This window comes from Bosea sp. RAC05 (assembly GCF_001713455.1).
Lineage (GTDB): Bacteria > Pseudomonadota > Alphaproteobacteria > Rhizobiales > Beijerinckiaceae > Allobosea.
The window spans coordinates 2,821,527-2,846,785 of the sequence record NZ_CP016464.1 but is presented as its reverse complement, the minus strand read 5'-3'; the positions used below and the strand labels follow the sequence as shown (position 1 = coordinate 2,846,785).

The 25,259-nt window shown below is 67.1% G+C and carries 28 protein-coding genes and 1 tRNA gene; 8 read left to right on the top strand and 21 right to left on the bottom strand.

The features are described 5' to 3' along the window. Window positions 1–40: 40 nt before the first annotated feature. A complete protein-coding gene (gene dusB / locus BSY19_RS16970; RefSeq protein ID WP_236840381.1) occupies window positions 41–1,033 on the bottom strand; it encodes a tRNA dihydrouridine synthase DusB in 993 nt (330 codons plus the stop codon). A gap of 188 nt (window positions 1,034–1,221) precedes the next feature. Between dusB and BSY19_RS16965 the strand changes: the two genes are divergently transcribed. Together BSY19_RS16965 and BSY19_RS16960 are read left to right on the top strand one after the other, a co-directional pair. Then, window positions 1,222–2,448: a bifunctional 2-C-methyl-D-erythritol 4-phosphate cytidylyltransferase/2-C-methyl-D-erythritol 2,4-cyclodiphosphate synthase gene (locus tag BSY19_RS16965; protein ID WP_069055174.1), complete on the top strand. Its 1,227-nt coding sequence runs from the start codon at window positions 1,222–1,224 to the stop codon at window positions 2,446–2,448. A 17-nt stretch (window positions 2,449–2,465) separates the two neighbouring features. After that, window positions 2,466–2,963 (top strand): CinA family protein, encoded by a 498-nt coding sequence (locus BSY19_RS16960; RefSeq protein WP_069055173.1) that lies wholly within the window; start codon window positions 2,466–2,468, stop codon window positions 2,961–2,963. An 8-nt stretch (window positions 2,964–2,971) separates the two neighbouring features. Here BSY19_RS16960 and BSY19_RS16955 read toward each other — a convergent pair whose 3' ends face one another. The 12 genes from BSY19_RS16955 to BSY19_RS16900 all read right to left on the bottom strand — a co-directional run bounded on the left by BSY19_RS16955 (window position 2,972) and on the right by BSY19_RS16900 (window position 15,270). Next, window positions 2,972–5,086 carry a spermidine synthase gene (locus BSY19_RS16955; RefSeq protein ID WP_069055172.1) on the bottom strand — a complete coding sequence of 705 codons (2,115 nt, stop codon included), beginning with the start codon at window positions 5,084–5,086 and terminating at the stop codon, window positions 2,972–2,974. Window positions 5,087–5,128: 42 nt separating this feature from the next. Beyond that, complete coding sequence (locus BSY19_RS16950; protein ID WP_069055171.1) at window positions 5,129–5,608, bottom strand: type II toxin-antitoxin system RatA family toxin; 480 nt, start codon at window positions 5,606–5,608, stop codon at window positions 5,129–5,131. Between the two features lie 15 nt (window positions 5,609–5,623). Then, the gene (gene lipA, locus BSY19_RS16945; protein ID WP_069055170.1) at window positions 5,624–6,649 is read right to left on the bottom strand and encodes a lipoyl synthase; all 1,026 of its coding nucleotides are present in this window, start codon (window positions 6,647–6,649) and stop codon (window positions 5,624–5,626) included. Window positions 6,650–6,767: 118 nt separating this feature from the next. Further along, window positions 6,768–7,046 carry a GlsB/YeaQ/YmgE family stress response membrane protein gene (locus BSY19_RS16940; protein WP_069055169.1) on the bottom strand — a complete coding sequence of 93 codons (279 nt, stop codon included), beginning with the start codon at window positions 7,044–7,046 and terminating at the stop codon, window positions 6,768–6,770. A 74-nt stretch (window positions 7,047–7,120) separates the two neighbouring features. Then, the gene (locus BSY19_RS16935; RefSeq protein ID WP_083247662.1) at window positions 7,121–7,459 is read right to left on the bottom strand and encodes a GlsB/YeaQ/YmgE family stress response membrane protein; all 339 of its coding nucleotides are present in this window, start codon (window positions 7,457–7,459) and stop codon (window positions 7,121–7,123) included. A gap of 43 nt (window positions 7,460–7,502) precedes the next feature. Then, entirely contained in the window at window positions 7,503–8,273 is a 771-nt protein-coding gene (locus BSY19_RS16930; protein ID WP_150129648.1) for an alpha/beta hydrolase family protein, read from the bottom strand. 47 nt (window positions 8,274–8,320) lie between these two features. Continuing rightward, the gene (gene lpdA / locus BSY19_RS16925) at window positions 8,321–9,760 is read right to left on the bottom strand and encodes a dihydrolipoyl dehydrogenase (RefSeq protein WP_069055167.1); all 1,440 of its coding nucleotides are present in this window, start codon (window positions 9,758–9,760) and stop codon (window positions 8,321–8,323) included. 15 nt (window positions 9,761–9,775) lie between these two features. Continuing rightward, window positions 9,776–11,101, bottom strand: a complete 1,326-nt coding sequence (locus BSY19_RS16920) for a pyruvate dehydrogenase complex dihydrolipoamide acetyltransferase (protein ID WP_069055166.1) — start codon at window positions 11,099–11,101, stop codon at window positions 9,776–9,778. Window positions 11,102–11,116: 15 nt separating this feature from the next. Further along, window positions 11,117–12,499 carry a pyruvate dehydrogenase complex E1 component subunit beta gene (locus BSY19_RS16915; protein WP_069055165.1) on the bottom strand — a complete coding sequence of 461 codons (1,383 nt, stop codon included), beginning with the start codon at window positions 12,497–12,499 and terminating at the stop codon, window positions 11,117–11,119. Window positions 12,500–12,556: 57 nt separating this feature from the next. Then, entirely contained in the window at window positions 12,557–13,537 is a 981-nt protein-coding gene (gene pdhA / locus BSY19_RS16910) for a pyruvate dehydrogenase (acetyl-transferring) E1 component subunit alpha (protein WP_069057188.1), read from the bottom strand. Between the two features lie 297 nt (window positions 13,538–13,834). Then, window positions 13,835–14,146 (bottom strand): FtsB family cell division protein, encoded by a 312-nt coding sequence (locus BSY19_RS16905; RefSeq protein WP_069055164.1) that lies wholly within the window; start codon window positions 14,144–14,146, stop codon window positions 13,835–13,837. A 35-nt stretch (window positions 14,147–14,181) separates the two neighbouring features. After that, window positions 14,182–15,270 (bottom strand): hypothetical protein, encoded by a 1,089-nt coding sequence (locus tag BSY19_RS16900; RefSeq protein WP_069055163.1) that lies wholly within the window; start codon window positions 15,268–15,270, stop codon window positions 14,182–14,184. A 139-nt stretch (window positions 15,271–15,409) separates the two neighbouring features. Between BSY19_RS16900 and BSY19_RS16895 the strand changes: the two genes are divergently transcribed. Next, window positions 15,410–15,484: transfer RNA gene (locus BSY19_RS16895), tRNA-Lys, on the top strand. A gap of 155 nt (window positions 15,485–15,639) precedes the next feature. Here BSY19_RS16895 and BSY19_RS16890 read toward each other — a convergent pair. After that, on the bottom strand, window positions 15,640–15,906 hold the full coding sequence (locus BSY19_RS16890) for a hypothetical protein (protein ID WP_069055162.1): 267 nt from the start codon (window positions 15,904–15,906) through the stop codon (window positions 15,640–15,642). A gap of 88 nt (window positions 15,907–15,994) precedes the next feature. Between BSY19_RS16890 and BSY19_RS16885 the strand changes: the two genes are divergently transcribed. The 5 genes from BSY19_RS16885 to BSY19_RS27605 all read left to right on the top strand — a co-directional run bounded on the left by BSY19_RS16885 (window position 15,995) and on the right by BSY19_RS27605 (window position 19,138). Next, the gene (locus BSY19_RS16885) at window positions 15,995–16,243 is read left to right on the top strand and encodes a transcriptional regulator (protein ID WP_069055161.1); all 249 of its coding nucleotides are present in this window, start codon (window positions 15,995–15,997) and stop codon (window positions 16,241–16,243) included. Continuing rightward, complete coding sequence (locus BSY19_RS28390; RefSeq protein WP_236840380.1) at window positions 16,240–16,908, top strand: DUF6998 domain-containing protein; 669 nt, start codon at window positions 16,240–16,242, stop codon at window positions 16,906–16,908. Before BSY19_RS16885 ends, BSY19_RS28390 begins: the two co-directional genes overlap by 4 nt. Window positions 16,909–17,028: 120 nt before the next feature. Further along, window positions 17,029–17,592 (top strand): hypothetical protein, encoded by a 564-nt coding sequence (locus tag BSY19_RS16875; RefSeq protein ID WP_069055160.1) that lies wholly within the window; start codon window positions 17,029–17,031, stop codon window positions 17,590–17,592. A gap of 584 nt (window positions 17,593–18,176) precedes the next feature. Further along, window positions 18,177–18,755, top strand: a complete 579-nt coding sequence (locus BSY19_RS16870) for a Panacea domain-containing protein (RefSeq protein WP_069055159.1) — start codon at window positions 18,177–18,179, stop codon at window positions 18,753–18,755. A gap of 2 nt (window positions 18,756–18,757) precedes the next feature. After that, window positions 18,758–19,138, top strand: a complete 381-nt coding sequence (locus BSY19_RS27605; RefSeq protein ID WP_150129647.1) for a hypothetical protein — start codon at window positions 18,758–18,760, stop codon at window positions 19,136–19,138. An 81-nt stretch (window positions 19,139–19,219) separates the two neighbouring features. Here BSY19_RS27605 and BSY19_RS27600 read toward each other — a convergent pair whose 3' ends face one another. From BSY19_RS27600 to BSY19_RS16845, 7 genes are all read right to left on the bottom strand, one after another. Further along, window positions 19,220–19,945, bottom strand: coding sequence for a hypothetical protein (locus BSY19_RS27600; protein WP_150129646.1), 726 nt, complete (start codon window positions 19,943–19,945; stop codon window positions 19,220–19,222). Between the two features lie 9 nt (window positions 19,946–19,954). Next, entirely contained in the window at window positions 19,955–20,476 is a 522-nt protein-coding gene (locus tag BSY19_RS27595) for a helix-turn-helix domain-containing protein (protein WP_150129645.1), read from the bottom strand. Continuing rightward, entirely contained in the window at window positions 20,473–23,736 is a 3,264-nt protein-coding gene (locus tag BSY19_RS16865; RefSeq protein ID WP_069055158.1) for a lytic transglycosylase domain-containing protein, read from the bottom strand. Before BSY19_RS16865 ends, BSY19_RS27595 begins: the two co-directional genes overlap by 4 nt. Further along, a complete protein-coding gene (locus tag BSY19_RS16860; protein WP_069055157.1) occupies window positions 23,736–24,245 on the bottom strand; it encodes a hypothetical protein in 510 nt (169 codons plus the stop codon). The genes BSY19_RS16865 and BSY19_RS16860 overlap by 1 nt, the downstream gene beginning before the upstream one ends. Further along, a complete protein-coding gene (locus tag BSY19_RS16855) occupies window positions 24,242–24,442 on the bottom strand; it encodes a helix-turn-helix domain-containing protein (protein ID WP_069055156.1) in 201 nt (66 codons plus the stop codon). The genes BSY19_RS16860 and BSY19_RS16855 overlap by 4 nt, the downstream gene beginning before the upstream one ends. A 64-nt stretch (window positions 24,443–24,506) precedes the next feature. Further along, window positions 24,507–24,833, bottom strand: coding sequence for a hypothetical protein (locus BSY19_RS16850; RefSeq protein ID WP_069055155.1), 327 nt, complete (start codon window positions 24,831–24,833; stop codon window positions 24,507–24,509). Window positions 24,834–24,865: 32 nt separating this feature from the next. Beyond that, complete coding sequence (locus BSY19_RS16845; RefSeq protein ID WP_069055154.1) at window positions 24,866–25,126, bottom strand: hypothetical protein; 261 nt, start codon at window positions 25,124–25,126, stop codon at window positions 24,866–24,868. Window positions 25,127–25,259 lie beyond the last annotated feature (133 nt).

The following is a 25,259-nucleotide window of genomic DNA, read 5'->3' as shown; positions in this document are numbered from 1 at the left end:
GCTCTCGGCGAACGCCATCGTCATACGCGACACCTTCGGTTCAGGCCGCAACGCGGCTGCAATCGGGAGAAAAGAGGCGGGCCAGCATCGCGATGGCGCGGTCCGGCTCGTCGGTCGTCAACAGGATGCGGCGCTGCTCCGCATCGGCGGTGCCGCCGCTGGCGACGGCCTCGTCGGCATAGGCCGCCAGGTGCTTGCGGGCATGGCGGACGCCATGGGCTTTGCCCATGAGGGTCAGCAGCCCCTCATAGTGTTCCCGCGCCACGGCATGCTTCTGGGCGAGCGACAGCTCGACCGGGGCGAGCCCGTCCAGCGCGGCCCCGATGGCCCCGACGAGCCAGGGGCGCCCGAGCGCCGCGCGCCCGACCATGACGAGATCGGCCCCCGACCGGGCCAGGCACAGCCGGGCGTCGTCGGCATCGCGGATGTCGCCGTTCGCGACGAGCGGAAAGTCGCCAGCCGCCCGCACGGCGCGGATCGCCGCCCAATCGGCGACGCCCTTGTAGAACTGCTGGCGCGTGCGGCCATGGACCGTGATCAGCCGGGCGCCCGCCGCGACCGCGCGGCGCGCCAGCTCCGGCGCATTGCGCGAGGAATCGTCCCAGCCGAGGCGCATCTTCACCGTCACCGGCACCTTCACGGCGGCGACCGCGGCCTCGACCAGCGCGACGGCATGGTCGAGATCGCGCATCAGGGCCGAGCCGGCCCAGCCGCCGGTGACCTTCTTGGCCGGGCAGCCCATGTTGATGTCGACGATGGCGGCGCCGTTGGCCTCGGCCAGGCGCGCCGCCTCGCCGAGCCAATGTGGGTCGCAGCCGGCGAGCTGGACGACATGCGGCGAGATGCCGGCGCCCTCCGCCCGGATGCGCGCCTCTTCGCTGCCGCGGACGAACTCGTCCGAGGCCACCATCTCCGAGATGACGAGCCCCGCGCCATGGCGTGCCGCGATCCGGCGCATGACGATGTCCGTCACGCCCGACATCGGCGCCAGCAAGGCGCGCGACGCGAGCGTCACGGGAAGCGGAACGGCCATGGCGGAGCCTGTATTAAAGGCAACCTGCATCTTGCATATTTATTGGACATTGCTGCAGGAGCGCAAGGGACTCGCACGAAATAGTGCACCGCATCATCAACGTCCCCCGCAAGCCGCCGCGCGAGCCTGGGGGCTTGGCGCGGGTGCCGCCTGCGACTATCACCGAAGACCCTGCAGGACCAAGAGCCGTGGCCGCCGAACGAGATGACACGCAAGCCGCCGTCGCCGTGCTCGTCGTCGCGGGTGGCCGCGGGCTGAGGGCCGGCTTCGATGCTCCCAAGCAATACCGGCTGCTGGACGGGCGCCCGGTTCTTCGGCACGCGCTGGCTCCTTTTCTGGCGACGCCCGGGATCGCGCGCCTTGCGGTGGTGATCGGCGCCGGTGACGAGGCGCGCTATCAGGACGCCGTCGCCGGCCTTACCGACGATCGCATCGATCCGCCGACGCCAGGCGGCGCCACCCGTCAGGAGTCGGTCCGCCTCGGGCTCGAGGCGCTGGCGGCGAGCGGTTTTGCGGGACAGGTTCTGGTGCATGACGCGGCCCGCCCCTTTCTCACGGAGAACCTCGTGCGGGCGGCGATCGCGGCGGTCGACGCCGCCGGGGTGGCGGCAATCCCGGTCCTGCCCGTCACCGATACGATCAAGCGGCTGGACGATGCGGGCCGGATCGCCGAGACCCCGCCGCGCGACCGGCTCGTCAGCGTGCAGACGCCGCAGGCCTTCGGATTCGCGGTGCTGCTGGCCGCGCACCGGGCGGCGCTCGCGGCCGGTCGCGACGGCTTCACCGACGACGCTGCGCTGATGGAATGGGCCGGACATCCGGTCGCGACCTTCCCCGGGGAGCCCGCCAACTTGAAACTGACCCATCCCGAGGATTTCGACCGGGGCGGCGCGCCCGCAGGCCGGCCGCTGGTGGTGCGGGTCGGCACCGGCTACGACGTCCACGCCTTCACGCAGGGTGACCATGTCTGGCTGGGCGGCGTGCGCATCGCCCATGATCGCGGCGTGCTGGCGCATTCGGACGGCGACGTGGCGCTGCATGCCCTCACCGATGCGCTGTTGGGGGCGCTCGCCGAGGGCGACATCGGGACCCATTTCCCGCCGAGCGATCCGCAATGGCGCGGCGCCGCTTCGCACCGATTCCTGGCCTTCGCGGCCGAGCGGGTGCGGGCGCGCGGCGGGGTGATCGACTTCCTCGACCTGACCCTCGTCTGCGAGGCGCCGAAGGTCGGGCCGCATCGCGAAGCGATCCGCCAGGCCATCGCGACGGCGGCCGGGGTGCGGCTCGATCAGGTCGCGATCAAGGCGACGACCTCCGAGCGCCTCGGCTTCACCGGCCGCAAGGAAGGCCTGGCCGCGCTCGCGACCGCGACGATCCGCCTGCCCGATCCGCCGGCTGCGATGCCATCCCCCTGACCCGACGGAGGCCACCGATGCCGTTCGACAGCGAGATCACGCAGCACGCGATCGCCGTGCTGGAAGCCTGCCGGGCCCGGGGCGCAACCGTCGCGACGGTCGAATCCTGCACCGGAGGGCTGGTCGGCGGCGCGCTGACGGCGATCCCGGGCTCGTCGGATGTCGTGATGGGTGGCCTGATCACCTATTCCAACGCGGCGAAGACGGCCCTGGCCGGCGTGCCGGACGATCTGCTCGCGATCCATGGCGCCGTCAGTGAGCCGGTGGCGCGGGCGATGGCGGCGGGCGGCCGGGCCGCGCTGGCGTCGAGCCTCGCCGTCTCCATCACCGGGGTGGCCGGTCCCGGTGGCGGCAGCGAGGCCAAGCCCGTGGGCCTCGTCCACTTCGCCTGCGCCGGACCGGTCGGCACCGTGCACCGCGAAAGGCGCTTCGGCCCGCTCTCGCGCGACGAGATCCGGCGGCTGTCGGTGCTGATTGCCCTCGACATGCTGCACGAGGGCGCGTCGGGGGCCTGACGCCGCGATCAGCGCGCGAGCTTGCGCCAGATCGCGCTGATCACGTCGGCATAGTCGTCGCGCCAGGCCCGCGCCGTGCCCGGCCCCTCCTGCCTGACCCACCCTTCGACGGGGCTGAGGCCGACATCCTCGGCCTTGCGGGCGACGACCGCGACATGGGGCGAGAACTTCCGCTGCAGCATCAGCTCCGGCGTGGGGTTGGATGCGCGAATCCAGGTCGACAGTCCCCGCGCATGGGCGGTCGCGGTGACGACAGGGCCGAGATCCATGTTCCGGTTGGAGATGTGGAACAGGATCGCACCGTTCGGCTTCAGCTTGCTCAGATAGAGGCCGATCGCCTCCGTCGTCATCAGATGGATCGGGATCGCATCCGAGGAAAAGGCGTCCACGACGATCAGGTCGAGTGAGTCCGGCGCGGCATCCGACAGGGTCAGTCGGGCATCGCCCAGCACGATCCGGGCCCCTGGCGCGCACTGGCTCATGAAGCTGAAGCGGGCCGGGTCGGTGGCCATGCGCGCGACCTGCGGGTCGATCTCGAAGAAGGTCCAGTCCTCACCGGGCCGGGTCTGGCAGGCGAGCGAGCCGGTGCCCAGCCCAATCGCCGCGACGGCATGCAGCGTGCCGCCGCGCGCGCGCCGCACAGCGTCGATGCCGTCGGCAATGCCGCCGCCGGTGAAGTAGTAGCTGAGCGCCTCGGGCCGACCGGTGACGATGCTGTCGTCGTCGTTGCGCAGGCGCTGGGCGCCATGGACCGTGCTGCCATGGACGAGGATGCGGAAGCGGCCGTCCGGGCTCTCGGTGATCCGGTTGACCCCGAAGAAGGAGCGCACGGAGTCGCTGCGCTGCTGCTCGGTGACGATGATCGCGAACAATCCGACGAAGGCCAGGCCCACCAGCCCGGCGCGCACGGGGCGTGAGATCCGGATGCCGGTGAAGGCGGGGCGGCAGAGGACGCCCGCGATGATCAGGATGGGGTATTCGACCACGGAGTTGAACAGCAGGGGCGCGAACAGGCCGCAGAACAGGCCGCCGAGAACGCCGCCGAGCGACATCCAGAGATAGAACCCGGTCAGGTTGGCGGCATCGGGGCGGCGCCGCGCCAGCTCGCCATGGGCGACCATCGCCGTCGTGAAGAACAGGCCCAGATGCAGCGCGAGCTCGCCGCCCCAGCCGATACCGGGCTGAAACAGCATCTTGAGCGTCAGGGCGGCGACGAAGACGAGCTGGGCCGTCAGCATCCAGCCATGGCGCAGGACGGGGCGGCGCTGGAAGACGATCACGAAGGTCAGCAGGAACAGCGCCAGCGGCACCACCCAAAGCAGCGGCACTGAGGCGACATCGGTGGAGAGATGCGCCGTCACCGCGACGAGGAGGCCCGAGGGAACGAAGGCGAGCGCGACCCAGCCCAGCTTCTGGCGCCCGGTGACCGCGGCCGGCGCCGCCAGCTCGCGCGTCGCCGCGACGCCGGTCGCGCCGCCGCCGATCGCCAGGCCCGCACAGGCCGCGATGGCGGCGAGCAGCAGGCCGAAGCCCCAGCTCCAGGCATGAGACTGCAGCGACAGCGTCAGCACCGGCTCGACCAGGAAGGGATAGGCGATGAGCGCGAGGAAGCTGCCGATGTTCGAGGCGGCGTAGAGGAAATAGGGATCGGCGGCCCGGGGATGGCCGGAGCGGGCGAACCATGCCTGCAGCAGCGGCCCGTTGGCGGCGACGGCGAAGAAGGGCAGCCCCACCGAGGCGGCGAAGAGCGCGATCAGCCAGAGCGTCTCGCCCTCCTGCGGCGGACGTTCGAAGCCCGCCGCGATGCCGATCGGCAGGCCGACCAGCGGAACCGCGACCATCAGCGCGATATGCACCAGCGCCGCGCGACGGACAGTGAAGCGGCTGACGAGCCAATGCGCGTAGCCGTATCCGGCGAGCAGCACGGTCTGGAAGAAGACCATCGCCACCGACCACACACCCGGCGAGCCGCCGAGCTTCGGCAGCACCATCTTGGCGAACATCGGCTGGATGCCGAACAGCAGGAAGGCCGACAGGAACAACGTCACGGTATAGATCGGTACCGTAGCGGTCATCCGCCGCGTGGCGCCCAGGCTCGATGCCGGTGTCGACGACGCATCCATGTCAGGTCTCCCAGAGGTCCGGGGAAACCTGACAGCAACAACTTAAGACGTGGTGACCGTATCTCTCCTTGCGTCATCACCGTAAACAAGGTCGGCCCTACGCTCAAAGGCTTCCGCGAATTTACGGAAGGCCTTGTCGAACATCGCTCCCATCAGCAGCCCGAGCATGCGGCTGGCGAACTCGTAGGAAATGAAGAAGCCGATCTCGCAGCCGCTCTCGTGCGGCTTGAAGGTCCAGCGGTTCTCCAGATAGCGGAAGGGGCCGTCGACATATTCGACGAGGATCCGAAGATTGGCGGGATCGAGCGTGACGCGGCTGGTGAAGGTCTCGCGGATCGCCTTGTAGCCGACGGTCATGTCGGCCAGCAGGACCTCGCCACCGCCGTCCTGCGGCGTGCGGCGGCGCACCGTCAGGCCCTCGCAGAGCGGCAGGAACTGGGGGTATTTCTCGACATCGGCGACGAGCGCGAACATCTGCTCGGGGGTGTGGCGCACCCGCCGGGCGCTGTTGAACATCGGCATCGGATACGTGCCTTTTCAGCCGCGGCTGTTGTGGCCGATGCCGACCTTCGCCTCGCGGGCCGCGCGCAGCCGCGCGAAATCCTCGCCGGCATGATGCGAGGAGCGCGTCAGCGGCGTCGAGGACACCATCAGGAAGCCCTTCACATAGGCGATCGCCTCGAAGCCCTTGAACTCCTCGGGCGTGACGAAGCGGATCACCGCATGGTGCTTGCGCGAGGGCGCGAGATATTGGCCGATCGTGATGAAGTCGACATCGGCCGAGCGCAGATCGTCCATCAGCTGCAGGATCTCGTTCCGCTCCTCGCCGAGGCCGACCATGATGCCGGACTTGGTGAAGATCGTCGGGTCGAGCTCCTTGACCCGCTGCAGCAGCCGCAGCGAGTGGAAATAGCGCGCACCGGGGCGCACCGTCAGATACTTGCCCGGCACGGTCTCGAGATTGTGGTTGAAGACGTCGGGCTTGGCCGCGACGACGACCTCGAGCGCGCCGGGCTTGCGCAGGAAGTCCGGCGTCAGGATCTCGATGGTGGTGCCGGGCGAAGCCTTGCGGATGGCGCGGATGACCTGGGCGAAATGCTCGGCGCCGCCATCCTTAAGGTCGTCGCGATCGACCGAGGTGATCACGACATGCTCGAGCCCGAGCTTGGCGACGGCCTGGGCGACCTTGGCCGGCTCGAGCGGGTCGAGCGCCTGGGGCACGCCGGTCTTGACGTTGCAGAAGGCGCAGGCCCGCGTGCAGGTGTCGCCCATGATCATGAAGGTGGCGTGCTTCTTTTCCCAGCACTCGCCGATATTGGGGCAGCCGGCCTCCTCGCAGACCGTGACCAGCTTCTCGGCCTTCACGATCTTCTGGGTCTCGGCCCATTTCGGCGAGCCCGGAGCCTTGACGCGGATCCAGTCCGGCTTGCGCAGGATCGGGTTCTCGGGCCGCTTCTGCTTCTCCGGATGGCGCAGTTCCGCCGGGGCCTGGGCGGCCTCGGATTTCGGATTGCCGGCATTGGGCCGAGGATCGCGGTTGAGCAGGTCGAGGACGAGGGCCATCGGGACAGGATCCATCGCGGCGGCCCCTGGCCGCCGCCTGTCCCCTAGCTAATCGTCCCGGCCGCGCAGGGCAACCTTTGGCAGAGCGGTTGCCCTGTCGCAGGGCCCCGTCCGTCGCTCAGCGGCGCCCGCGCGCGGCGTTCCAGATCACGATGACGACGACCGCACCGGCGATCGCGGCCGCGAGCGTGCGCCAGAAGCCGAAGATCGGGATGTCCAGCAGCTCCGCCAGGCGGCTGCCGAGGAACGAGCCGGCGACGCCGACGAGCATGTTGGTGAAGAGGCCGTGATCGGCCGAGGTGATCTTTTCGGCGATCCAGCCGGCGAGCATGCCGATGAAGATCGTTGCGAAGAAGCCATAGCCCGGTTGGGCCATGGTGGCGGCGAAGTTTTCCATTGTCGTCCGTTCCCCAGTCCGTCCGCGGGTCTCGCGGATGCCCCGCCACAACGATGGTTGTGACCAAAGGTTCCCTAAGCGATGAAGCGCGCCAGCAAGACGACAAGAATGGCGCCGATGACCGCCATCGCCATGTCGTCGAGGCGCGCATAGCCGGTGCGGACACGCCAGCCCGTCAGCCTGACCAGCCCCTGCCCGACCAGCATGCCGAGCAGGCCAACCACGGCGTGGCGCAGCAGTCCGCCACCGCCGACGACGAGGCTGGCCACGAAGCCGGTCACCGTGCCGAGCGCCACCGTCGGCGCGATCACGCGCCAGTCGAGCACGAGGCCGCGACCGGGCGGCAGGATCTCGACCTGCTCGTCAGGCACGATCGTGTCGGCGTCTTTCGGTTTGCGGGTGCGGGGCGCCATCGCCGGGATATGCGGATCGGCCGGCGCGAAATCCAGAGGGGGGCTAGCGGACCATGCCGCCGAGCGCCGCGACCGAGGCTGAGGAGAGAGGCCCGTTGAAGTTATGCCCGCCGCCGACGATCTGGACGCGGGCGGAGAGGCCCCGCGCCTGTGCCTTCGCGACATAGTCCGTCGCCAGTTCGGGGCGCGTGTTGTCGTCGCCCTGCCCGGTCACCGCGACGATGGCGGTTCCCGGCGCGACGCCGGAGAGATAGTCCACCGGCGATTGCGACGAGAAGCCGCCGCGCCGGCCGCGGCTCGCATTCCACGCCGCGACATCGCAGGGGCAGGCGGCCAGCACGATGCCGTTCAGCAGGCCGGGATCGCTGCCGGCGATCACGCCGATCGTGCCGGCCCCGCCGGAATGGCCGAGCGCCACCGCCCCGCGCGCGCCGTAACGCTGCTTGAGCTCGCGGATCGCGCCCGCGACCGCGCGGTTGTTCCCGGAATGGAAGGTGTCGCGCCGGCCGTTGTCGGAGCCTGCGCTCTGCCGCCCGCCGCGGTCGTAATAGCCCGGCCGCAGCAGGGCGATGGCGACCACGTTCTTGCGCGAGGCGGCGAACTGCCGGGCATGGGCCACCATGTAGTCGGCCGGCCCACCCGCCGAGACATCGCCATGGATGAAAACGGCGAGCACCGGACGGCCTGCGCCCGGCGCCGGCCCGAAGGCCTCGTAGACCAGGCCGTTGGCGCAGCCGGCCCCCTCGCAGGCCCGGGCCGGAGACCAGGCCGTCAGCAGAGCCAGCACCGCCAATCCCAGAGAAAGCCGCTTCATCGTGACGGTCCCCCCCTCCGCCCGGCGGGCGGCTCGCCTGTTTCCCCTTAAGCGTTCAGCGCCTTGCCATAGGCGTCGAGCACGCTCTCCTTCATCACCTCCGAGATCGTCGGATGCGGGAAGACGGTGTGCATCAGCTCTTCCTCGGTGGTCTCGAGGTTCATCGCCACGACGAAGCCCTGGATCAGCTCGGTGACCTCGGGCCCGACCAGATGGGCGCCGAGCAGCTTGCCGGTCTTGGCATCGAAGATCGTCTTGGCGAGGCCGGAATCCTCGCCGAGCGCCACCGCCTTGCCGTTGGCGACGAAGGGGAAGCGGCCAACCTTGATCTCGTGTCCGGCAGCCTTGGCCTTGGCCTCGGTCAGGCCGACGCTGGCGATCTGCGGGTGGCAATAGGTGCAGCCCGGGATCATCAGCTTGTCCATCGGGTGCGGGTGGAGGCCCTTGATCGCCTCGACGCAGATCACGCCCTCATGCTCGGCCTTGTGGGCGAGCATCGGCGGGCCGGCGACGTCGCCGATGGCATAGAGGCCCTTCACATTGGTGCGGCAGAGCCCGTCGATGACGATGCAGCCGCGGTCGGTCTTCACACCGAGCGCCTCGAGGCCGAGATTCTCGATGTTGCCGACGACGCCGACGGCCGAGATCATGCGGTCGGCGGTGATCGTCTGCTTGCCGCCCTTCTCGTCCTCGATATGGGCGGTGACGCTGTCAGCGCCCTTCTCGACCTTGGTGACCTTGGCCGAGGTCAGGATCTTGATGCCCTGCTTCTCGAAGGCCTTGCGGGCGAAGGCGCCGATCTCGGCGTCCTCGACGGGGACGACCTGCGGCATCACCTCGACCACCGTCACCTCGACGCCCATGGTGCGGTAGAAGGAGGCGAACTCGATTCCGATGGCGCCCGAGCCCATGACGAGCAGCGATTTCGGCAGCTTGGCCGGCACCATCGCCTCGAAATAGGTCCAGATCAGCTTGCCGTCCGGCTCGATGCCGGGCAGCGCGCGCGGACGGGCGCCGGTCGCGACGATGATGTGGTCGGCGGTGTAGGTGCCCTCGCCCTTGGCGTTCTTGGGCGGAGGCACCTGCGGCTGCATCGCCGGCTTCTTGGTCGGCGCGACCTGGATCGTACCGGGTTTGGTCAGCTTGGCCTCGCCCCAGATCACGTCGACCTTGTTCTTCTTCATCAGGAACTGGACGCCGTTGTTCATCCGCGCCGCGATCCCGCGCGAGCGCTTCACAACCGCTTCGAGATCGGCCTTGAAGGTGCCTTCCAGCACCAGCCCGTAATCCTTGGCGTGCTGGCCGTAGTGCAGGATCTCGGCCGAGCGCAGCAGCGCCTTGGTCGGGATGCAGCCCCAGTTCGAGCAGATGCCGGCGAGATGCTCGCGCTCGACGATCGCCGTCCTGTAGCCGAGCTGGGCTGCCCGGATCGCCGCGACATAGCCGCCGGGGCCGGAGCCGATGATGATGATGTCGTAGTCAGCCATGATCGTTCTCCGGCCTCACACCAGCATCGCCATCGGCTTCTCGATATAGCCCTTGAAGGCCGCCAGCAGCTCGGCGCCGAGCGCGCCGTCGACGGCGCGGTGGTCGGTCGAGAGCGTTACCGACATCACGGTGGCGACCGCGAGCTGGCCGCCCTTGACCACGGCGCGCTGCTCGCCGGCGCCCACCGCCAGGATCGTCGCATGGGGCGGGTTCACGATCGCGGCGAAGTCCTTGACCCCGAACATGCCGAGATTGGAGACAGCCGTGGTGCCGCCCTGATACTCCTCGGGCTTGAGCTTGCGGGCCTTGGCGCGGGCCGCCATGTCCTTCATCTCGTTGGAGATCTGCGACAGGCTCTTGTGGCAGGCATCGCGGATGATCGGGGTGATCAGCCCGCCGGGGATCGAGACGGCCACGCCGACATCGGCGTGCTTGTGCTTGAGCATGGCGTTCTCGGTCCAGCTCACATTGGCGTCCGGCACGGCCTTCAGCGCCAGGGCCAGGGCCTTGATCACCATGTCGTTGACCGAGAGCTTGTAGACCGGCTTGCCGTCCTTCTCGGGCGCGGCGGCGTTGAGCTCGCCGCGCAGCTTGAGCAGGGCGTCGAGCTCGCAATCCACGGTGACGTAGAAATGCGGGACGGTCTGCTTGGCCTCGAGCAGGCGGCGCGCGATCGTCTTGCGCATGCCGTCATGCGGCACCTCTTCATAGGAATCGGCGGCGAACAGCTTCTTGACCTGCTCGTCGGAGGGGCCGGTCGCCAGCGGCGCCGCGGCGGGCTTGGGCGCGCTCGCCGGAGCCGCCGTCGCAGGCGCGGCAGCCGGTGCGGCCTTGGCCCCGCCACCGGTCTTCGCCGCCTCGACATCCTTCTCGACGATGCGGCCATGGGGGCCGGAGCCCTGGACCTTCGACAGATCCAGCCCGGCCTCCTTGGCGAGCCGGCGCGCCAGCGGCGAGGCGAAGGGCCGCTCGCCGGAGGACGCCACCGGCGCCGCCGCGGGAGCGGCCGCCGGAGCGGCGGCGGCAGGCGCGGCCTTGGGTGCTTCAGACTTGGGTGCTTCCGCCTTGGCCGGCGCGGCGGCCGCCTTGGCGTCCTCGCCCTCGGCGGCGATCACGCCGATGATCTCGTTGACGGCGACGTCGGCCGTGCCCTCCGGCACCACGATCCTGGCGAGGATGCCCTCGTCGACGGCCTCGACTTCCATCGTCGCCTTGTCGGTCTCGATCTCGGCGATGATGTCGCCGGACTTGATCGTATCGCCTTCCTTCTTCAGCCATTTGGCGAGATTGCCCTTCTCCATCGTGGGAGAGAGCGCGGGCATCAGGATGTTGGTCGGCATCGGTTGCGCCCCTTCTCAGCGATAGCAGACGGCCTTGGCCGCCGCGACGACCTCGCCGATGTTCGGCAGAGCCAGCTTCTCGAGGTTCGCGGCGTAGGGCATCGGAACATCCTTGCCGGTGACGCGGGCGACGGGCGCGTCGAGATAGTCGAAGGCGGCTTCCATGATCTTCATGCCGATCTCGGCGGTGACGCCGGACTGCGGGAAGCCCTCCTCGACCGCGACGCAGCGATGCGTCTTCTGCACGGAGGCGACGACGGTCTCGATGTCCATCGGGCGGATCGTGCGCAGGTCGATGACCTCGGCCTCGATGCCCTCCTTGGCCAGCGCCTCGGCGGCGCCGAGCGCATAGGTCATGCCGATGCCGAAGGAGACGATGGTGACGTCGGTGCCCGGGCGGGCGACCTTGGCCTTGCCGATCGGGATCAGGAAGTCATCGCCCTTGGGCACGTCGAAGGAGCGGCCGTAAAGGATCTCGTTCTCGAGGAAGATGATCGGGTTGGGGTCGCGGATGGCGCTCTTGAGCAGGCCCTTCGCGTCGGATGCGCTGTAGGGCATCACCACCTTGAGGCCGGGCACGTTGGAGTACCAGGCGGCATAGTCGTGGCTGTGCTGGGCGCCGACGCGGGCGGCCGCGCCGTTGGGCCCGCGGAACACGATCGGGCAGCCCATCTGGCCACCGGACATGTAGAGCGTCTTGGCGGCGGAGTTGATGATCTGGTCGATCGCCTGCATGGCGAAGTTGAAGGTCATGAACTCGACGATGGGGCGCAGGCCCGTCAGCGCGGCGCCGACGCCGATGCCGGCGAAGCCATGCTCGGTGATCGGCGTGTCGATGACGCGCTTGGCGCCGAATTCCTGCAGCAGCCCCTGCGTGACCTTGTAGGCGCCCTGGTACTCGGCGACCTCCTCGCCCATGACGAAGACGTCGCCGTCGCGGCGCATCTCCTCGGCCATGGCATCGCGCAGCGCCTCGCGGACCGTCATGCTGACGATCTCGGCGCCGGCCGGGAATTCCGACGAGGCGTCGTAGGACTTCGCCTGGGCCGGCACGGTCGCCGGCGCCGCGGCGGCCGGAGCCGCTGCTGCGGGGGCCGCGGGCGCGGCGACCGGTGCAGCCGCGGGTGCGGGCGCTGCGGCCGCCTTCGCATCCTCGCCCTCGGCGGCGATAATGCCGATCGGCGTGTTGACCGCCACGTTCTCGGTGCCGTCGGCGACGAGGATCTTGGCGAGGATGCCCTCGTCGACGGCCTCGACCTCCATCGTCGCCTTGTCGGTCTCGATCTCGGCGATGATGTCGCCGGCCTTGACGCTGTCGCCCTCGGCCTTCAGCCACTTGGCGAGCTTGCCCTGCTCCATGGTGGGCGAAAGGGCAGGCATGAGAATGTCGATCGGCATGAACGCACCCGGAATGATTGGACGAGGCGAAAGGGAAGGGCGGCGCGGCGAAGGCCCTCAGGCCTTGGCCGGCTCCAGCAGGATGTCCGTGAACAGCTCCGAGACATCGGGCTCGGGGTCATGCGTGGCGAACTCGGCCGCGTCGTTGACGATCTCGCGGACCTTGGCGTCGATCGCCTTCAGCTCGTCCTCGCCGACCTTGAACTCGCGGGTGAGACGGCCTCGCACCTGCTCGATCGGATCATGCTCCTCGCGCATGCGCTGGACCTCGTCCTTGGAGCGGTACTTCGCCGGGTCCGACATCGAGTGGCCGCGATAGCGGTAGGTCTGCATCTCCAGGATGTAGGGGCCCTTGCCGCTGCGGGCGTGCTCGATGGCGCGGGTCGCGGCGTCGCGCACGGCGCGCACGTCCATGCCGTCGACCTGCTCGCCGGGAATGCCGAAGGAGACGCCGCGGCGGGAGAAGTCGGTCTGGGCCGAGGCGCGGCTGACCGCGGTGCCCATGGCGTAGCGGTTGTTCTCGATCACGAACACGACCGGCAGCTTCCAGAGCTGGGCCATGTTGAAGCTCTCATAGACCTGGCCCTGGTTGGCCGCGCCGTCGCCGAAATAGGCGAGCGAGACGCGCCCGTCCTCGCGGTACCAGTTGGCGAAACCCAGCCCTGTGCCGAGCGAGACCTGGGCACCGACGATGCCGTGGCCGCCATAGAAGTTCTTCTCGCGGGAGAACATGTGCATCGAGCCGCCCTTGCCGCGCGAATAGCCGCCGCGCCGCCCGGTCAGCTCGGCCATCACGCCGCGCGATTCCATGCCGCAGGCCAGCATGTGGCCGTGGTCGCGATAGCCGGTGATGACCTGGTCGCCCTCTTTCGAGGCCATCTGCATGCCGACGACGACCGCTTCCTGCCCGATATAGAGATGGCAGAAGCCGCCGATCAGGCCCATGCCGTACATCTGGCCGGCCTTCTCCTCGAAGCGGCGGATCAGCAGCATCTCGCGATAGGCGTGGAGGTCTTCCTCCCGTGTGAAGACCGCCATGTTGCTGGGCGCGGCGGCGGACGCCTTGTCGGCGCCGGCCTTGGCCGTTCGCGCCTTGGCCGGCTTGGCGGCGGATTTGACGGGGGCGGCAGCTTTCGTCTTGCGCGCGGCAACGGCCATCGGCGGTCCTCCAGGGTCACTCGACCTTGGTTGTAGAGGATCGCAAAACCCTTGGCGAGGCAGCTATCTCGCATTGCAGCATGAGCCAAGCCCATGATTCTGCGAAGATTTCCTAATGTAACCAAATTCCAGTTAATCGATACGTCCGGGACTATTTGCCGGCGTCGACGGCCACCCTCAGCGACCCATCAGGATGACGTCGTTCTTGTGGATGCGGCCGAGGCTGTCGCGGGCCCGCTCCTCCAGCACGTCGCGATCGACGGACTCGTCGCGCACCAGCGAAAGCCGGTGCTCCCAGAGCTTGCGCTCCGTGGTCAGCGTGGCGAGTTCGGTCTCCATCTCGCGCAGCGAATCCTTCAGCGTGTCGCGGGCGTCGAGGCCGCGCGAGCCGTGCTGCGCATGGAACATGAAATACGTCACCGCCGCGCCCGACACGAGGTAGAGCGCGAGAGTGATGAAAACCGATCTGACGCCGCGGCGGATGACCATGGCACCAGCGTTAGGGCGACTTGGTTTCCGACCAGTTAACGCGGCAACGTCACGACGGCCGCTCCGTCGGCCTGCGGGGGCCGGCCGTTCGCCACAGCCGCGAGATCAGCCTCCATCCGGCGGGCGATCGGCAGGCGGTAATGCACCCGGTCCCAGTAGTTGTCGTCGCGCCGCGTGATCGGCGAGGTCAGCGCATAGTCGATCACGGTCGCGCCGCGGCGGGCGGCCACGGCGGCGAGGCCCTGCTTGCAGGCGCCGTAGCGCTGCCACCCGGCCGAGCCTTCGCGCGGCATCATCGCGTAATGGGCCGGCGGCAGCACGAGCAGGACCCGCGTCTGCGGCGGCAGGCGGGCGAGCGCCTGGTCGAGCCAGTCGAGCGCCGGGAAGCGCCACTGCGCCCGTGCCTCCGCCGGAACGGGCTCGGGCGGGACGATCGGCGCCGGGTCGGGCGCGACCCCGCCGCGGTCGGCGTAGAGATGCATCCGGGCGCGGGCGAGGTCGTAGAGCGGCTCGGGCGGGGTGAAGACCTCGTAGCCGTCGCCGCGGATGCGCTCGGGCATCAGGCCGAGGCGGTGCGCGAACAGGCGCGCGGCGATCTCGAGCGTGGTCAGGTTCATCAGCTCCGGCCAGTCGCGCCAGCCGACGCCGTCATAGAGCCAGGGCGGAAACGGCCGCGGCGTCAGCCGCTTGGCCGGGTCGGTCGCATCGGCTTCGCACCAGGTCGAATCGATGCCCCAGAGCACCGAGCGCGGCGCGGCGATCTGGCGCGCGAACAGCTCCGCCATCTGGACCTGCTCCCAGGGCGTCGCGGCGTTCATTCCGAGATTGACGAAGCGGCCGCCGATGCCGTCGGACAGCGCGGCCGGATCGAGCAGGCGCATGGTCGAGGTGCCGAACACGGCCGAATCGAAGCGCCCCGAGCGGACGAGCTGCGGGTACATGAAGCGCTGGTTGATATCCATGATCGGGCGCGGTGCCTGCCCGCTCGCGACCCGCAGACCGAAGGGATCGAGCGCGGCGGCGAATCCCCACAGGACGAGCAGCGTCGCCACGGCGGTGCCGAAGAACCCGATCGTCCAGCGTGTCCAGGCGGCCGTCGCCTGCGATCGCTTCGCACCGTTCATTCCGTCGTCGTCCCGAATCCGCCCGGTCTGGCGCGGCAGCCACCGGCCACCGCGCTGCATTGCCGCGCTTCTGGCATGGAAAGGCAGGCCGGAACAATGTTGACCCGCAGCCGGGGCATCCGTATGTCAGCGCCCGTGAGGGCGGGTAGCTCAGTGGTAGAGCACGTGACTTTTAATCATGTGGTCGAGGGTTCGATCCCCTCCCCGCTCACCAGCAAAATCAACCATTTAGTGTCTATTTGAGGGCGCCGCGCTTCCCAAGATGCTTCCCAAGAGCGATTCTGGGAAGCAATCTAGGTCGGCGCGCGACCGAACTTCACACGGCCGGCGCTTCGTCGAGCGCCCGGTCGAACGCTTCCTTGAGCGCTTTCACCTTACGAGTGATGTCGCGTTCGCTGACGACCGCACCTCGTCACGCCCGCTTTCCAGCATTTCGCGGAGTGTCACCAAGCGATCCCGAACATGCGCACCCAGGGCAAAAAGCGCATCGCGCTCTTGCCGATCCGACAGCGAGCCCGCAGCCAGGATGGAGGCGTCAACGAAATAGCGGGTGCAGTTCAGGTGATCCAGGGCATCGAGAAGGTCTGGGGTTTCAGGAAAGCCGGCAGCGTCCGTCGGCGCGAGCGGATTCGACATCGTTCATTTCTCCGATTGGTATGTGAGCGATCTAGTGATACGTTGCATATCACCAAGGGATCGACCGATCAATAAAAGATCACGCGATATGTCTGATATCACTTCGGCTCAGTTGCGCGCGGCTAGAGCGCTCGTTCGCTGGCGTGCGGAAGACCTGGCTCGCCATTCCAAAGTCGGTGTGGCGACGATCCGCCGCGCGGAAGGGACTGACGGCGTGATCACGATGACCGTTGCAAATCAGGCGGCGATCCGAACCGCGCTCGAGGCAGCCGGCGTCATCTTCGTCGCGGAGAACGGCGAAGGCCCCGGCGTTCGGCTCAGGAAGTCCGCATCGTGAGCGTACGCATTTCTCTGCCACCCGCTGTTGCTCGGATTTACGAAGCCGTTGCCGAGCTCGAACAGCGTTATCCTGGACGGAAATTCACGCCTGATGGCCATCTCGTCGGATCGATCGGCGAGGTTGTTGCTGCAGAGGCGCTTGGCTTGAAGCTGCATCCTGCCTCGTACCCCGGACACGATGCCTATGACGCTGACGGGGATGTTCAGATCAAGATGACCGGGCAGCGCGGCTCCAGCGTCTCACTCTATGCGACCTGCAATCGGCTTGTTGTGTTGAAGATCGTTTCGCCGCACGAGGCCGAGATCGTTTACGACGGGCCCGGCGAACCGGCCTGGGCCGCCGCGGGAGCAATGGGCAAAAACGGGCAGCGGTCGGTGGGGCTCTCCAAACTCCGCGCGTTGGCCGCCAGAGCCTGCGTTGATCGGCCATCGACAATGTCAGGGATAGCCCAAAGCCTTGCCACGGCCACCGAGGCCGAAATGCAGGCGAGCGCCGCCGTGGTGCGCGCCCTCGCCGCGGATGCTGTTGACGAGGCGCTGAGCGGGTCAGGCGCCACTGCCGAACAGAAAGCGGAGCGGCGCGGTACGCTGACGGACGAACCGGCGGTGATCTGTCAGGCGCGGGGTCAGGGGCCAGGCGTGAGGCTCAGGAAGGCGCGATAGGCGTGTGAGCGGCGCGCAATGCGCCGCCCTATATGGGCTTGCTGTGGACCGGCCGATCCGAGGGGTCGCTATCCGGGTTACCCGCGCTAGAGTGAGAAATCGGGCGCAAGGGGGCTCAGAATGCAGTGGTTCGTCGAGCAGATTTTGACGAAAGACGTCATCCTCGCATTTGCTCCCATGGCCCTCACTGCAACGTTCGGCCTTATCGGGTATTTTTTCGCTGCGCGTCCGAGGATTGAGTGGGCCGTTCAGTTTCAGAATATCTATCGGGTTCAAGAGGGTGATGCTGTAGTTTGGGTGCATACCCGCGACCTCATAATCAAGAATGCCGGGCGATTGATCGCCGAGGACGTGGAATTTGTATTAAATTACCCACCAATGCACGTGGCAATGTACCCGCCAGTGAACCATCAGGTGATCAATCAGCCTGGCGATCGACAGATATTCAGAATAGAGAGGTTAAATCCGCAAGAATTTGTGCTCTTGTCGTTGCTCCAAACGAAAATTGCAGTTCCTGATATTGTCAGCGTGCGATACAAAGGCGGTCCGGGAAAGCAAATTCAGATGGTCCCTATGCGAGCTTATCCTAACTGGTTCAATGTTACTGCCTTTGTATTGTTTATCTTGGGAATATATTTTTCCTCCTCTATTGTAGTAAAGATCCTCGCGAGGCTTTTTAGCTAGCTCTCTCGTCTTGTAGGTCCTTTTGCCTCAAGACATACCCGTCCGCTCGCGCAGCATAGTGATCTATTACGCTCGGCCTTGACGATAGGTTGCGCCCGCCGCATGCGGAGCACCGGAAGCGCAGGCACAGATCGGGGACGGGGGTGTCGGCGGGAAAGCGCTCGACCGCGACCTCGGCGTGATGATGGCAGCCGTTGCACCATATCTCAGCTCGACCAATGCCGGCCGCCAGCAAGCCGCCAACCGTCTCCGGGGCGACCTCGCGCCCTTGGGCGTCATAGCAGCGGCGGGGATTCCTCATCGGTCCAAGGTAGGCGCGGCCGGTGCGCGAGGACAACGGTTGCTGGCGCCACTGCGCAACGTTCACAGAGTGGATTAGTAGGACAGCACGCGCGACTGTTGCGCCGGCGCCACAAACTCTAAACAGCGAGTCCCGATCCGCGCCGATCGGTCGAAGTTCGTCGCGTTCTCGTTTCAGGCTCGTTGACAAATTTAAAACATCATAGCGAAGTTAGATCTCGGTTGTGATGTGTATTTTTGATCGAGCCGCGGCGCTTTGTTGCGCGAGCCGCTGAGGCCGTTTGATGCCACTCGACTTCCAACCAAACCTACCCAAGATCGTGGAGCTGCTGCTCTATCTAGCGCACCGTAAGCCGGGCGCAGATAAGTACCAGGCTGTGAAGTTCTTCTACCTCGCCGATCGCGAGCATCTCGCTCGGTACGGCCGACCAATCACGTCCGAGCGGTATTTCGCATTAACCTACGGTCCGGTGGCGTCGACAGCGAAAGATCTGCTCGAGCGCAACGCCTACGTCATGCGTGCCGCTGGCATCGACGATCTGCCTTTCGAACTCGCCGAGAAGGCCCGTGGCGGTCCGGAGAGGCGACCAATTGTTGTCCTTGGAACCCCAAAGCGTGACGTGGATCTCGATCTCTTTTCGCGAAGCGATTTGAGGGTTTTCGACGAGATTCTCGCGAAGTATGGCGACTATAACTTTGATCAGCTATTCAAGCTAACGCACAATCACGAGGCCTATAAACGAGCTTGGAACGGGCGTGGCAGCGCAAATCGTGCTCCGATGAAGTATGAAGAGATGATCGAGGACAAGCATGCCCGAGAGGCGATCGTTGTCGACGTTGGTCAGGTAGCATCTCACCTCTGACCATGAACCTTGGCCGCGTCCTGTTCTTCACATCTGATCAGGCAGTCGGCCACGAACAGCGGCCAAAATACCATTTATTTATCCAACGCACCGACGATCATCGCGCTACAGCAGAATATGCATTCCTTTTCATTAGCAGCCGGAGCTATGGGAATTGCTATTTAATAAATAAATCCGACTACGATTTCCTTGAGCACGATAGTTTTATTTCATGCGGTGGTGCAGTTTTTTATTCGCGCGAATACCTTTCTGCTTCCAAGCTACGATTCGTTGGGGAAATCGCTAAAACCCATCTTATCGAATTGAGAAACCACCTAGTCGATCACGACTTTATGCCGGCCTGGCAGATCAAGATGGTCTGCAATGCGCTCCCAGCCGCTTGACCACACAAGGTCAATTGAAGCTTACGCACACTGCTGCGCGCGACGAACAATGCGTACCTGCTAGCTTACGCTGCATCAGCGTCACCAGGGCAAAGAGCCCCGCTTGCGCCGATTAATCCACGGTCGCCGACGGTTGGTTGAAACCCGTCTGGCACAGGCGCAGAGTGCAGAGCCCGCGACACTACCTCCCAAAGGATCAGCGGGCTGGTCACCGGCGGCCTGTTTCTGTGCCGCTGGTGGCCACCTCCCGGACTGGTACATCCGCAGTCCCGGGCCGCCGTTTGGCAAAGCACTGCCTGTCGAACCATCACGCCGATAACTGGTCCGAGCCATCCCGCGAGCGGGAAAAGCGAGGGTTAGTGCGCCGCCCTCAACGGCCGGCCGCCGACGCCAGGCGCGCCCGGTAATTGATCGATGGCGTGGTGCCAGCGGCGAAGGTGTAGAGCCGCAGATACCGATAAATGGCGTCGCTCGACTCGTTGACGATGCCAACCTGCTTCTGGCCGACAGCCGAAACCTGAGCACCGCACGCCGCGCTGCACTGGCGCCGAGTTCGATCGCCGCCAGGTTCTCGATACCCGACGCGAAGGTCGAGGAGTTCGAGCCCTGCAGGATGATCTCGTAGCGCTCGTCGGCGTTCGCCACGTCCATCGCCGTGACATCCACGATCAGCATCGCTTCGAACTGGGCGTTCCCGACATCGAGGATCTTGGCCGAGCCGCCGACCTGGGCCGCGGCGGAGGCGGTGACCGCTCCTGCGTCCTTGAGCTCGAGGGCGGCGTCGAAGGTGTAAGCGCGATTGGGCATGAGAGCCTCCTATGGCTTCTGCGATTGGCGAGCGACGGCCCGCAGGCTGACGTTTTGATCGCGGCGCCGCTTGGCAACCGCGGCGGATTCAACGGACCAGCGCTGTGCCGCTGCTGCTTTCGCCGCAGCGCTGCGGGCTTCCGGCGACATGGACGCGGCCCGCTGCAGACCGCCACGACGGCCACGTTCAGCAAAAATCTTGCTAGGTGGGATCGCTTTCAACACAATGAGATCACTACATTTTTCGGCTTGTGCTTGGCCCCGCTTGGCATTTTTTTGAGGAGCGGGCTCGCAGATCACGCCGAGGTGCAGCCCGAGGGCCCGAAGAACGAGCGGCAACGATCGGGCACCGATGGCGCGGGCATTCCGTGCCTTCGGATTAGTGGCGCTGATCTCCAGTTTCGCGAGATAGCCTCCTGGCAGCCCAGCGATCAGGTCCACGTCGGTTTGCGACAGGCCGAGCCGCATCCGCCGATCACGGATCGCCTTCACCAGTTCCTCATAGGTCGAGGCGATGGCGAGAAGGTTCATCGGCCGGGCTCCGAGCGACGGGCGTTGCGCGCGTCGCGGCGTCGGATGGCGTCGGCCTCGACCCGGGCGGTGGCGGAATCACCTGCGCGGAGATCTTCGAGACGGCTTTCCGCCGCGGCTCGTGGCCCGGCCATCGCAGCTTCGAAATCACCCACGAACCGGAGCGATCGTCCCTGAGAATCTTGAAGCGGCATGAACATGCCATTCGGCGCCTGGACGACGATCGGATAGGACGGCGGTCGGCCGGAGTTGAACTCGGCCTCCGTGCGCGCGTCCGGCACCAGCATGCGCGGCGCAGCCAACAGCGCATCGGTGCGCTCGGCCGCGGCGCGCTGCTCTGGCGTCATGGCCAGGCGGTCAGAGGCACGCTCGCGGCGCACGCTGGGATCGACCGTCCGGCCGAGCGCCGCGCGCACATCGGCGTCGAGCTGCTTAACGAGCCATCCCTGCGAGCCGTCGATCGGCGGATAGGCAGGCGACCGCTCTGGCGCGAATTTCGTGAGGCGTCCGCCGTTCAGCGCCGATGGCGCCCAGACCCGCTTTAGCCGTTCCACCGCGAGTTCGCGCGCCTTCCCTTCATCGCCGACGACGGCATAGAAACGCGCGAACTCCTGATCGAAGTCGGCTTTCAGCGTGCCAGCCTGCAAGGGTTCGGCCGGAGGTGATGGCGAATTGAACGGGATCAGCGGCGTCGTGTCGAAGAAGCCCGCGATCTCGGCCACCGTGACCTTGCCGACCTTCGCCGTAGCCTCTTTGCGCAGTGCATCCCGCGCCTTCATCCGCGCTGGGTCATCGACCTGTGTCAGCTCGCGCGCGAGATCTTGAACCGGCATCATCGACATGCGCGCCGTCCATTCCTCCAGGCGGTCTTCGACGGTTGGGCCGAAGGTCTTCCCGAACGCGATCGGATCCCGGCGCCGTTCCGCATCGAGCACCGTGAAGGCGACCGACATCTTCCCGGGATCACCGGAGCGCGACATGCCGACGAGAGCATCCTTGATGCCGCCATCGGCCATCACGGCGCCGCGCTGTGCCGGCGGCAGCTGCGCGATGGTGCCGACGAGCATCGTGGCCGTGGGCGCGTCTGCCTGCGCCAGCACCGCGCCGAGCTGCGCGCGGTCGGCGGCGTCGAGGACGATGTCGGGCGCCTCGGGGTTGAGCTGCTTGACGGCGCCGAGGACGATCTGCCGCTCTCCCAGGGAGGCGCGGAAACCATCGGCCGATGATAGATCGAGCGGCCGCGGCACCGGGAGGCCGAGCGACTGATCCACCGCCCCGTAGCGGGTCGGCTCCTCCGCCATCACCTTGCGCAGCTCGTCGTTCTGCTTCTCCCAGGCGGCGATAATGTCGCGCTCGACCGCACTGGCGTTGCCCTGCCGGGCAGCCTCGCGGGAAACCGCCGTCAGGTTCTCCCGATCGCGCAGCGGCATGCCGGCGACCGACTGCTTGGCTTCCTCGATACCGAGGCGCGAGGCGATCTCCTTTCGAAGGTCGGCATCCGACACCTTGGGCAGCAGCGTGCGGAGATCGTCGACCTCTTGCCCAGACGGCGCCAGGCCGTCGTCCAGCGCCTTGCGGACCGACGCCCACGTTTCCTTCGTCCGCTCGTTCAGTGTGGCCTGGAGCGCCTTGACGACCTCAGGCAGCATCGGATTGCCGCCGCCGCCGGAGCCGCCTGCCTTGCGACCCATCCAGGCGTAGACCTCGCCCGCGCTCTTGGCTGTGCCGTCCGGCCGGAAGAACACTTCCCGGTTCGCGACCGCCACGCCAGGCCCCACCAGCGCGGCCGCCTGCGCGTCGGGATTGGCTTCAGCTCCCTTGACGAATTCGACCGCGCCGCCCGAACCGAGGAAATGCGCCGCGTAGAGGTTCTGATTGGTGTCGCGCAACCCATTGCGCCGGAGGGTTGCCGCGTTCTCTGCCGTGAAGACGCGAATCGCGCGCTCCTGCTGTGCCGGGTCCAGCCGGCCGGCGGGCGTCAGGCCAAGCTCCGGATTGGAGCGCATCAACGTCGCCCAGGTGCCCTCGGTGAATTGGTAGCGCCCGGTCGCCGTGCTGCGGGGATTCCGTGCCGCGTCGTCGCCGCCGCTTTCGGCCGCACGGATCGACGCCAGATAGTCGCCACCAGCCCCGGCGCCCGCCTGGACGCGATCGATGGCTGCAGCGGCATCCGCCGCGGACCCGTAGCGGACGATCGGCCGTGCTTCGGCCGTGACCTTGGCCGCTTCGAGATTGTATGCCGCCGCATAGGCGCGACCGGCGCGCAGCTTGCCGACCACCTCGTCGTAGCGCTTGAGATCGACCCGCTGCCCCTGGCCGAACAGCACGGCGAGCGACTGCGCTTCCTCCTTCGTCTCGGCGATCTCGGCCTGCCGCAGCGCGTGCTGGCCTGATAACCGCGCGCTCACCTGGCCGAGGTACCTCAGCTTTTCGGCCGGAGGAATCGGGAGCGCATCGAGGGCGCTTTCTGCCGTGCGCTGCGCCCGCGCCAGATCGCCGTCGCGCTCATAGTCGCGGCGCGCGATACCGACGATGCCGGCCGCCTTCAGCCCGACATCGAGGCGCTGATCATCGACCGCCCGCTGCTCTGGCGTGTACGCCAGCTTCGGATTGGCCGCTTTCTGTGAGCGGATGTCGTCGAGCTCGAGCCGCTTGCGCTGAAATTCCGCGGTCGTCGATCCGCCCTGGGACGCGAGCGCTTCCAGTTCTTCCGCCAGCAGCCCTTCGCGCGCCGTCAGCGACTGCAACGACCGGCGCAGATCCAGATCGTGCTTCGACGACAACAGGCCGCGGAAATGCTGGCTGGACTGCTGCTCGGCCTCTGCCTGCAGGAACGGCCGCAGCAGCGCATCACCACCCTTGCCGACCTCCTTCACGAAGCTTTTCGCCGCAGCCGCATACTCGGCCGGCTTTCCGTCGAACTGGTTCCGCAGCGCCAACAGGCCATTGTCGATATCGGTTTTCCCCGACGCGAGCGCCGCCTGCCGCGCAGCCGCATTGTAGAGCTTGTCGCCGCGCGAGAACTCGGCCCGCCACTGGACCTGCAGATTCCCGTCGGCGTCCTTGCTGACAGCCTTCGCGCCCTCTGCCGCCTGCGCGGGCTCGCCGGCCGCCTCCAGCGTCTCGCCCAGGGCGCCGACCGCGCGCGCAAGCTCGGTATACGGCCGCACCAGCTGCTCACCGCTCAGCGTTGACGTTGGCGTGGCGGCGAGGCCTGGCCTGGGTCGGCGTGCGCCGGAAACGTCCAGAATGTCGACCATCACACATCCTCCGCGGCGCGCGAGGGCGGAAGCTGGCGACCGATCTGGCGGGGCCCTTCGACCTCTCCGCGCAGATCGATGACGTAGCCGGCAATCACCGTCGGGCCATAAATGTTCGTCGTGCCGGCCTTCTCCGCTTCGCCGGACATCAGGCGAGCAGCTTCGACCGAGACCTTTTGCTGTGCCGCCGAGGCGCCATCCTGCAGACCGCGATCGCGGATCGTCGTCAGCAGCAGGTGATTCCGAGGCTTCTCGCCCTCGGCCAGCAGCTCGCACCGCCGCAGGAACTCGCGCCGCACCACAGGATCCGCCATCAGGCGCCGGGCCCGGTTCGTCCGCAGGCCGGCCGCCAGCGCCGCATCCGCCAGCTTCTCGCCGACGATCATGTGCTCGAGGAACTTCTGGACCTTCGGGATATCGAGCACCGTGCGCCCGCCCTCGGTCACCCGCGCGCGGTGCGCCTGGGGAACGCGGGCCCGGGTAGCGATCGCCACGTTGCGACCGGTCACGCGCGGGGCTCCACGCGCCGCGCGCCCAGGTAGACGGCAATGTCGACAGGATCGTAGCGGATCGCGCCGTTTACGCGGACGAACGCCGGCCCGACGCCGCGCGATCGCCAGGCTTTCAGCGTATCGGGCTTCACGCCGAGCGCGGCGGCGGCCTCGTCGTTTTTCAGGCGGGGGCGGACTTCATCCGGCAGCAGCATGGCGACCCTCTCTCGGTCGCAAGCCATCCACCAACATCAACCTTCATGCACCGCACAGGTCGGCTCAGGCCTTCGGCGCGCCTTTCCGCGGAGCGGGGCCCCAATTCTCCTTGGCGCGCTCGTCGTCGGTTGGGTCCAGGCTCATCACCGCCGCTGGCACGTTCCGGCGACGCCGCTCGTAGAACTCGACAATCGCCGCCCATTCCCGGCCGCCGTAGAGAGTGCTCACACGCGGGAAGCCCGCACGCTCCTCGACCTTCACGATCGCCGGCCACAGGTGCGCGCGCTTCGGCCCCAGGATCAGCAGCCCGAGCTCGTCATCGTTCGGCCAGTGGCAGCTCGGCTCGAGCCTGCTGAAGATCCGCCCATCATTGCCGGAGCGTGCTGCCATCGCGATGCCCCATCTGCTCGACCTCCCCGGGGCTAGTCCGTCGATCGGGCACGCTTGTTGAAGCCCTGAACCGTCTCGTCGAACTGGTCGCGAAGGCACTGCATCGCCGTCTCCGTTTCCGAACGCATCGTCTCGACCTCGCGCCGGCATCGCGAGAACTCGAACTCGTCCTCAAACTTCCCATAGCGGCTCGCGCACCGCGGCTGGTCGGGCACCAAGCAATAGGCCATCACCGGGCTCGCGAGGCCGATCACCACAACGACGGCGGCCGTCAGACCGAACAGTTCACGCATCACTCTCTCCATCATCACACCGTTGTCGCCGGCCGTAGGAAGAATCCTTACAGGCCATGCGCGACCCAGACCCCTGAATAATCCGGCCCGGAAAAAAATCACGCGCCCCGGCATTTTCGGGGGTCAGTGGCGC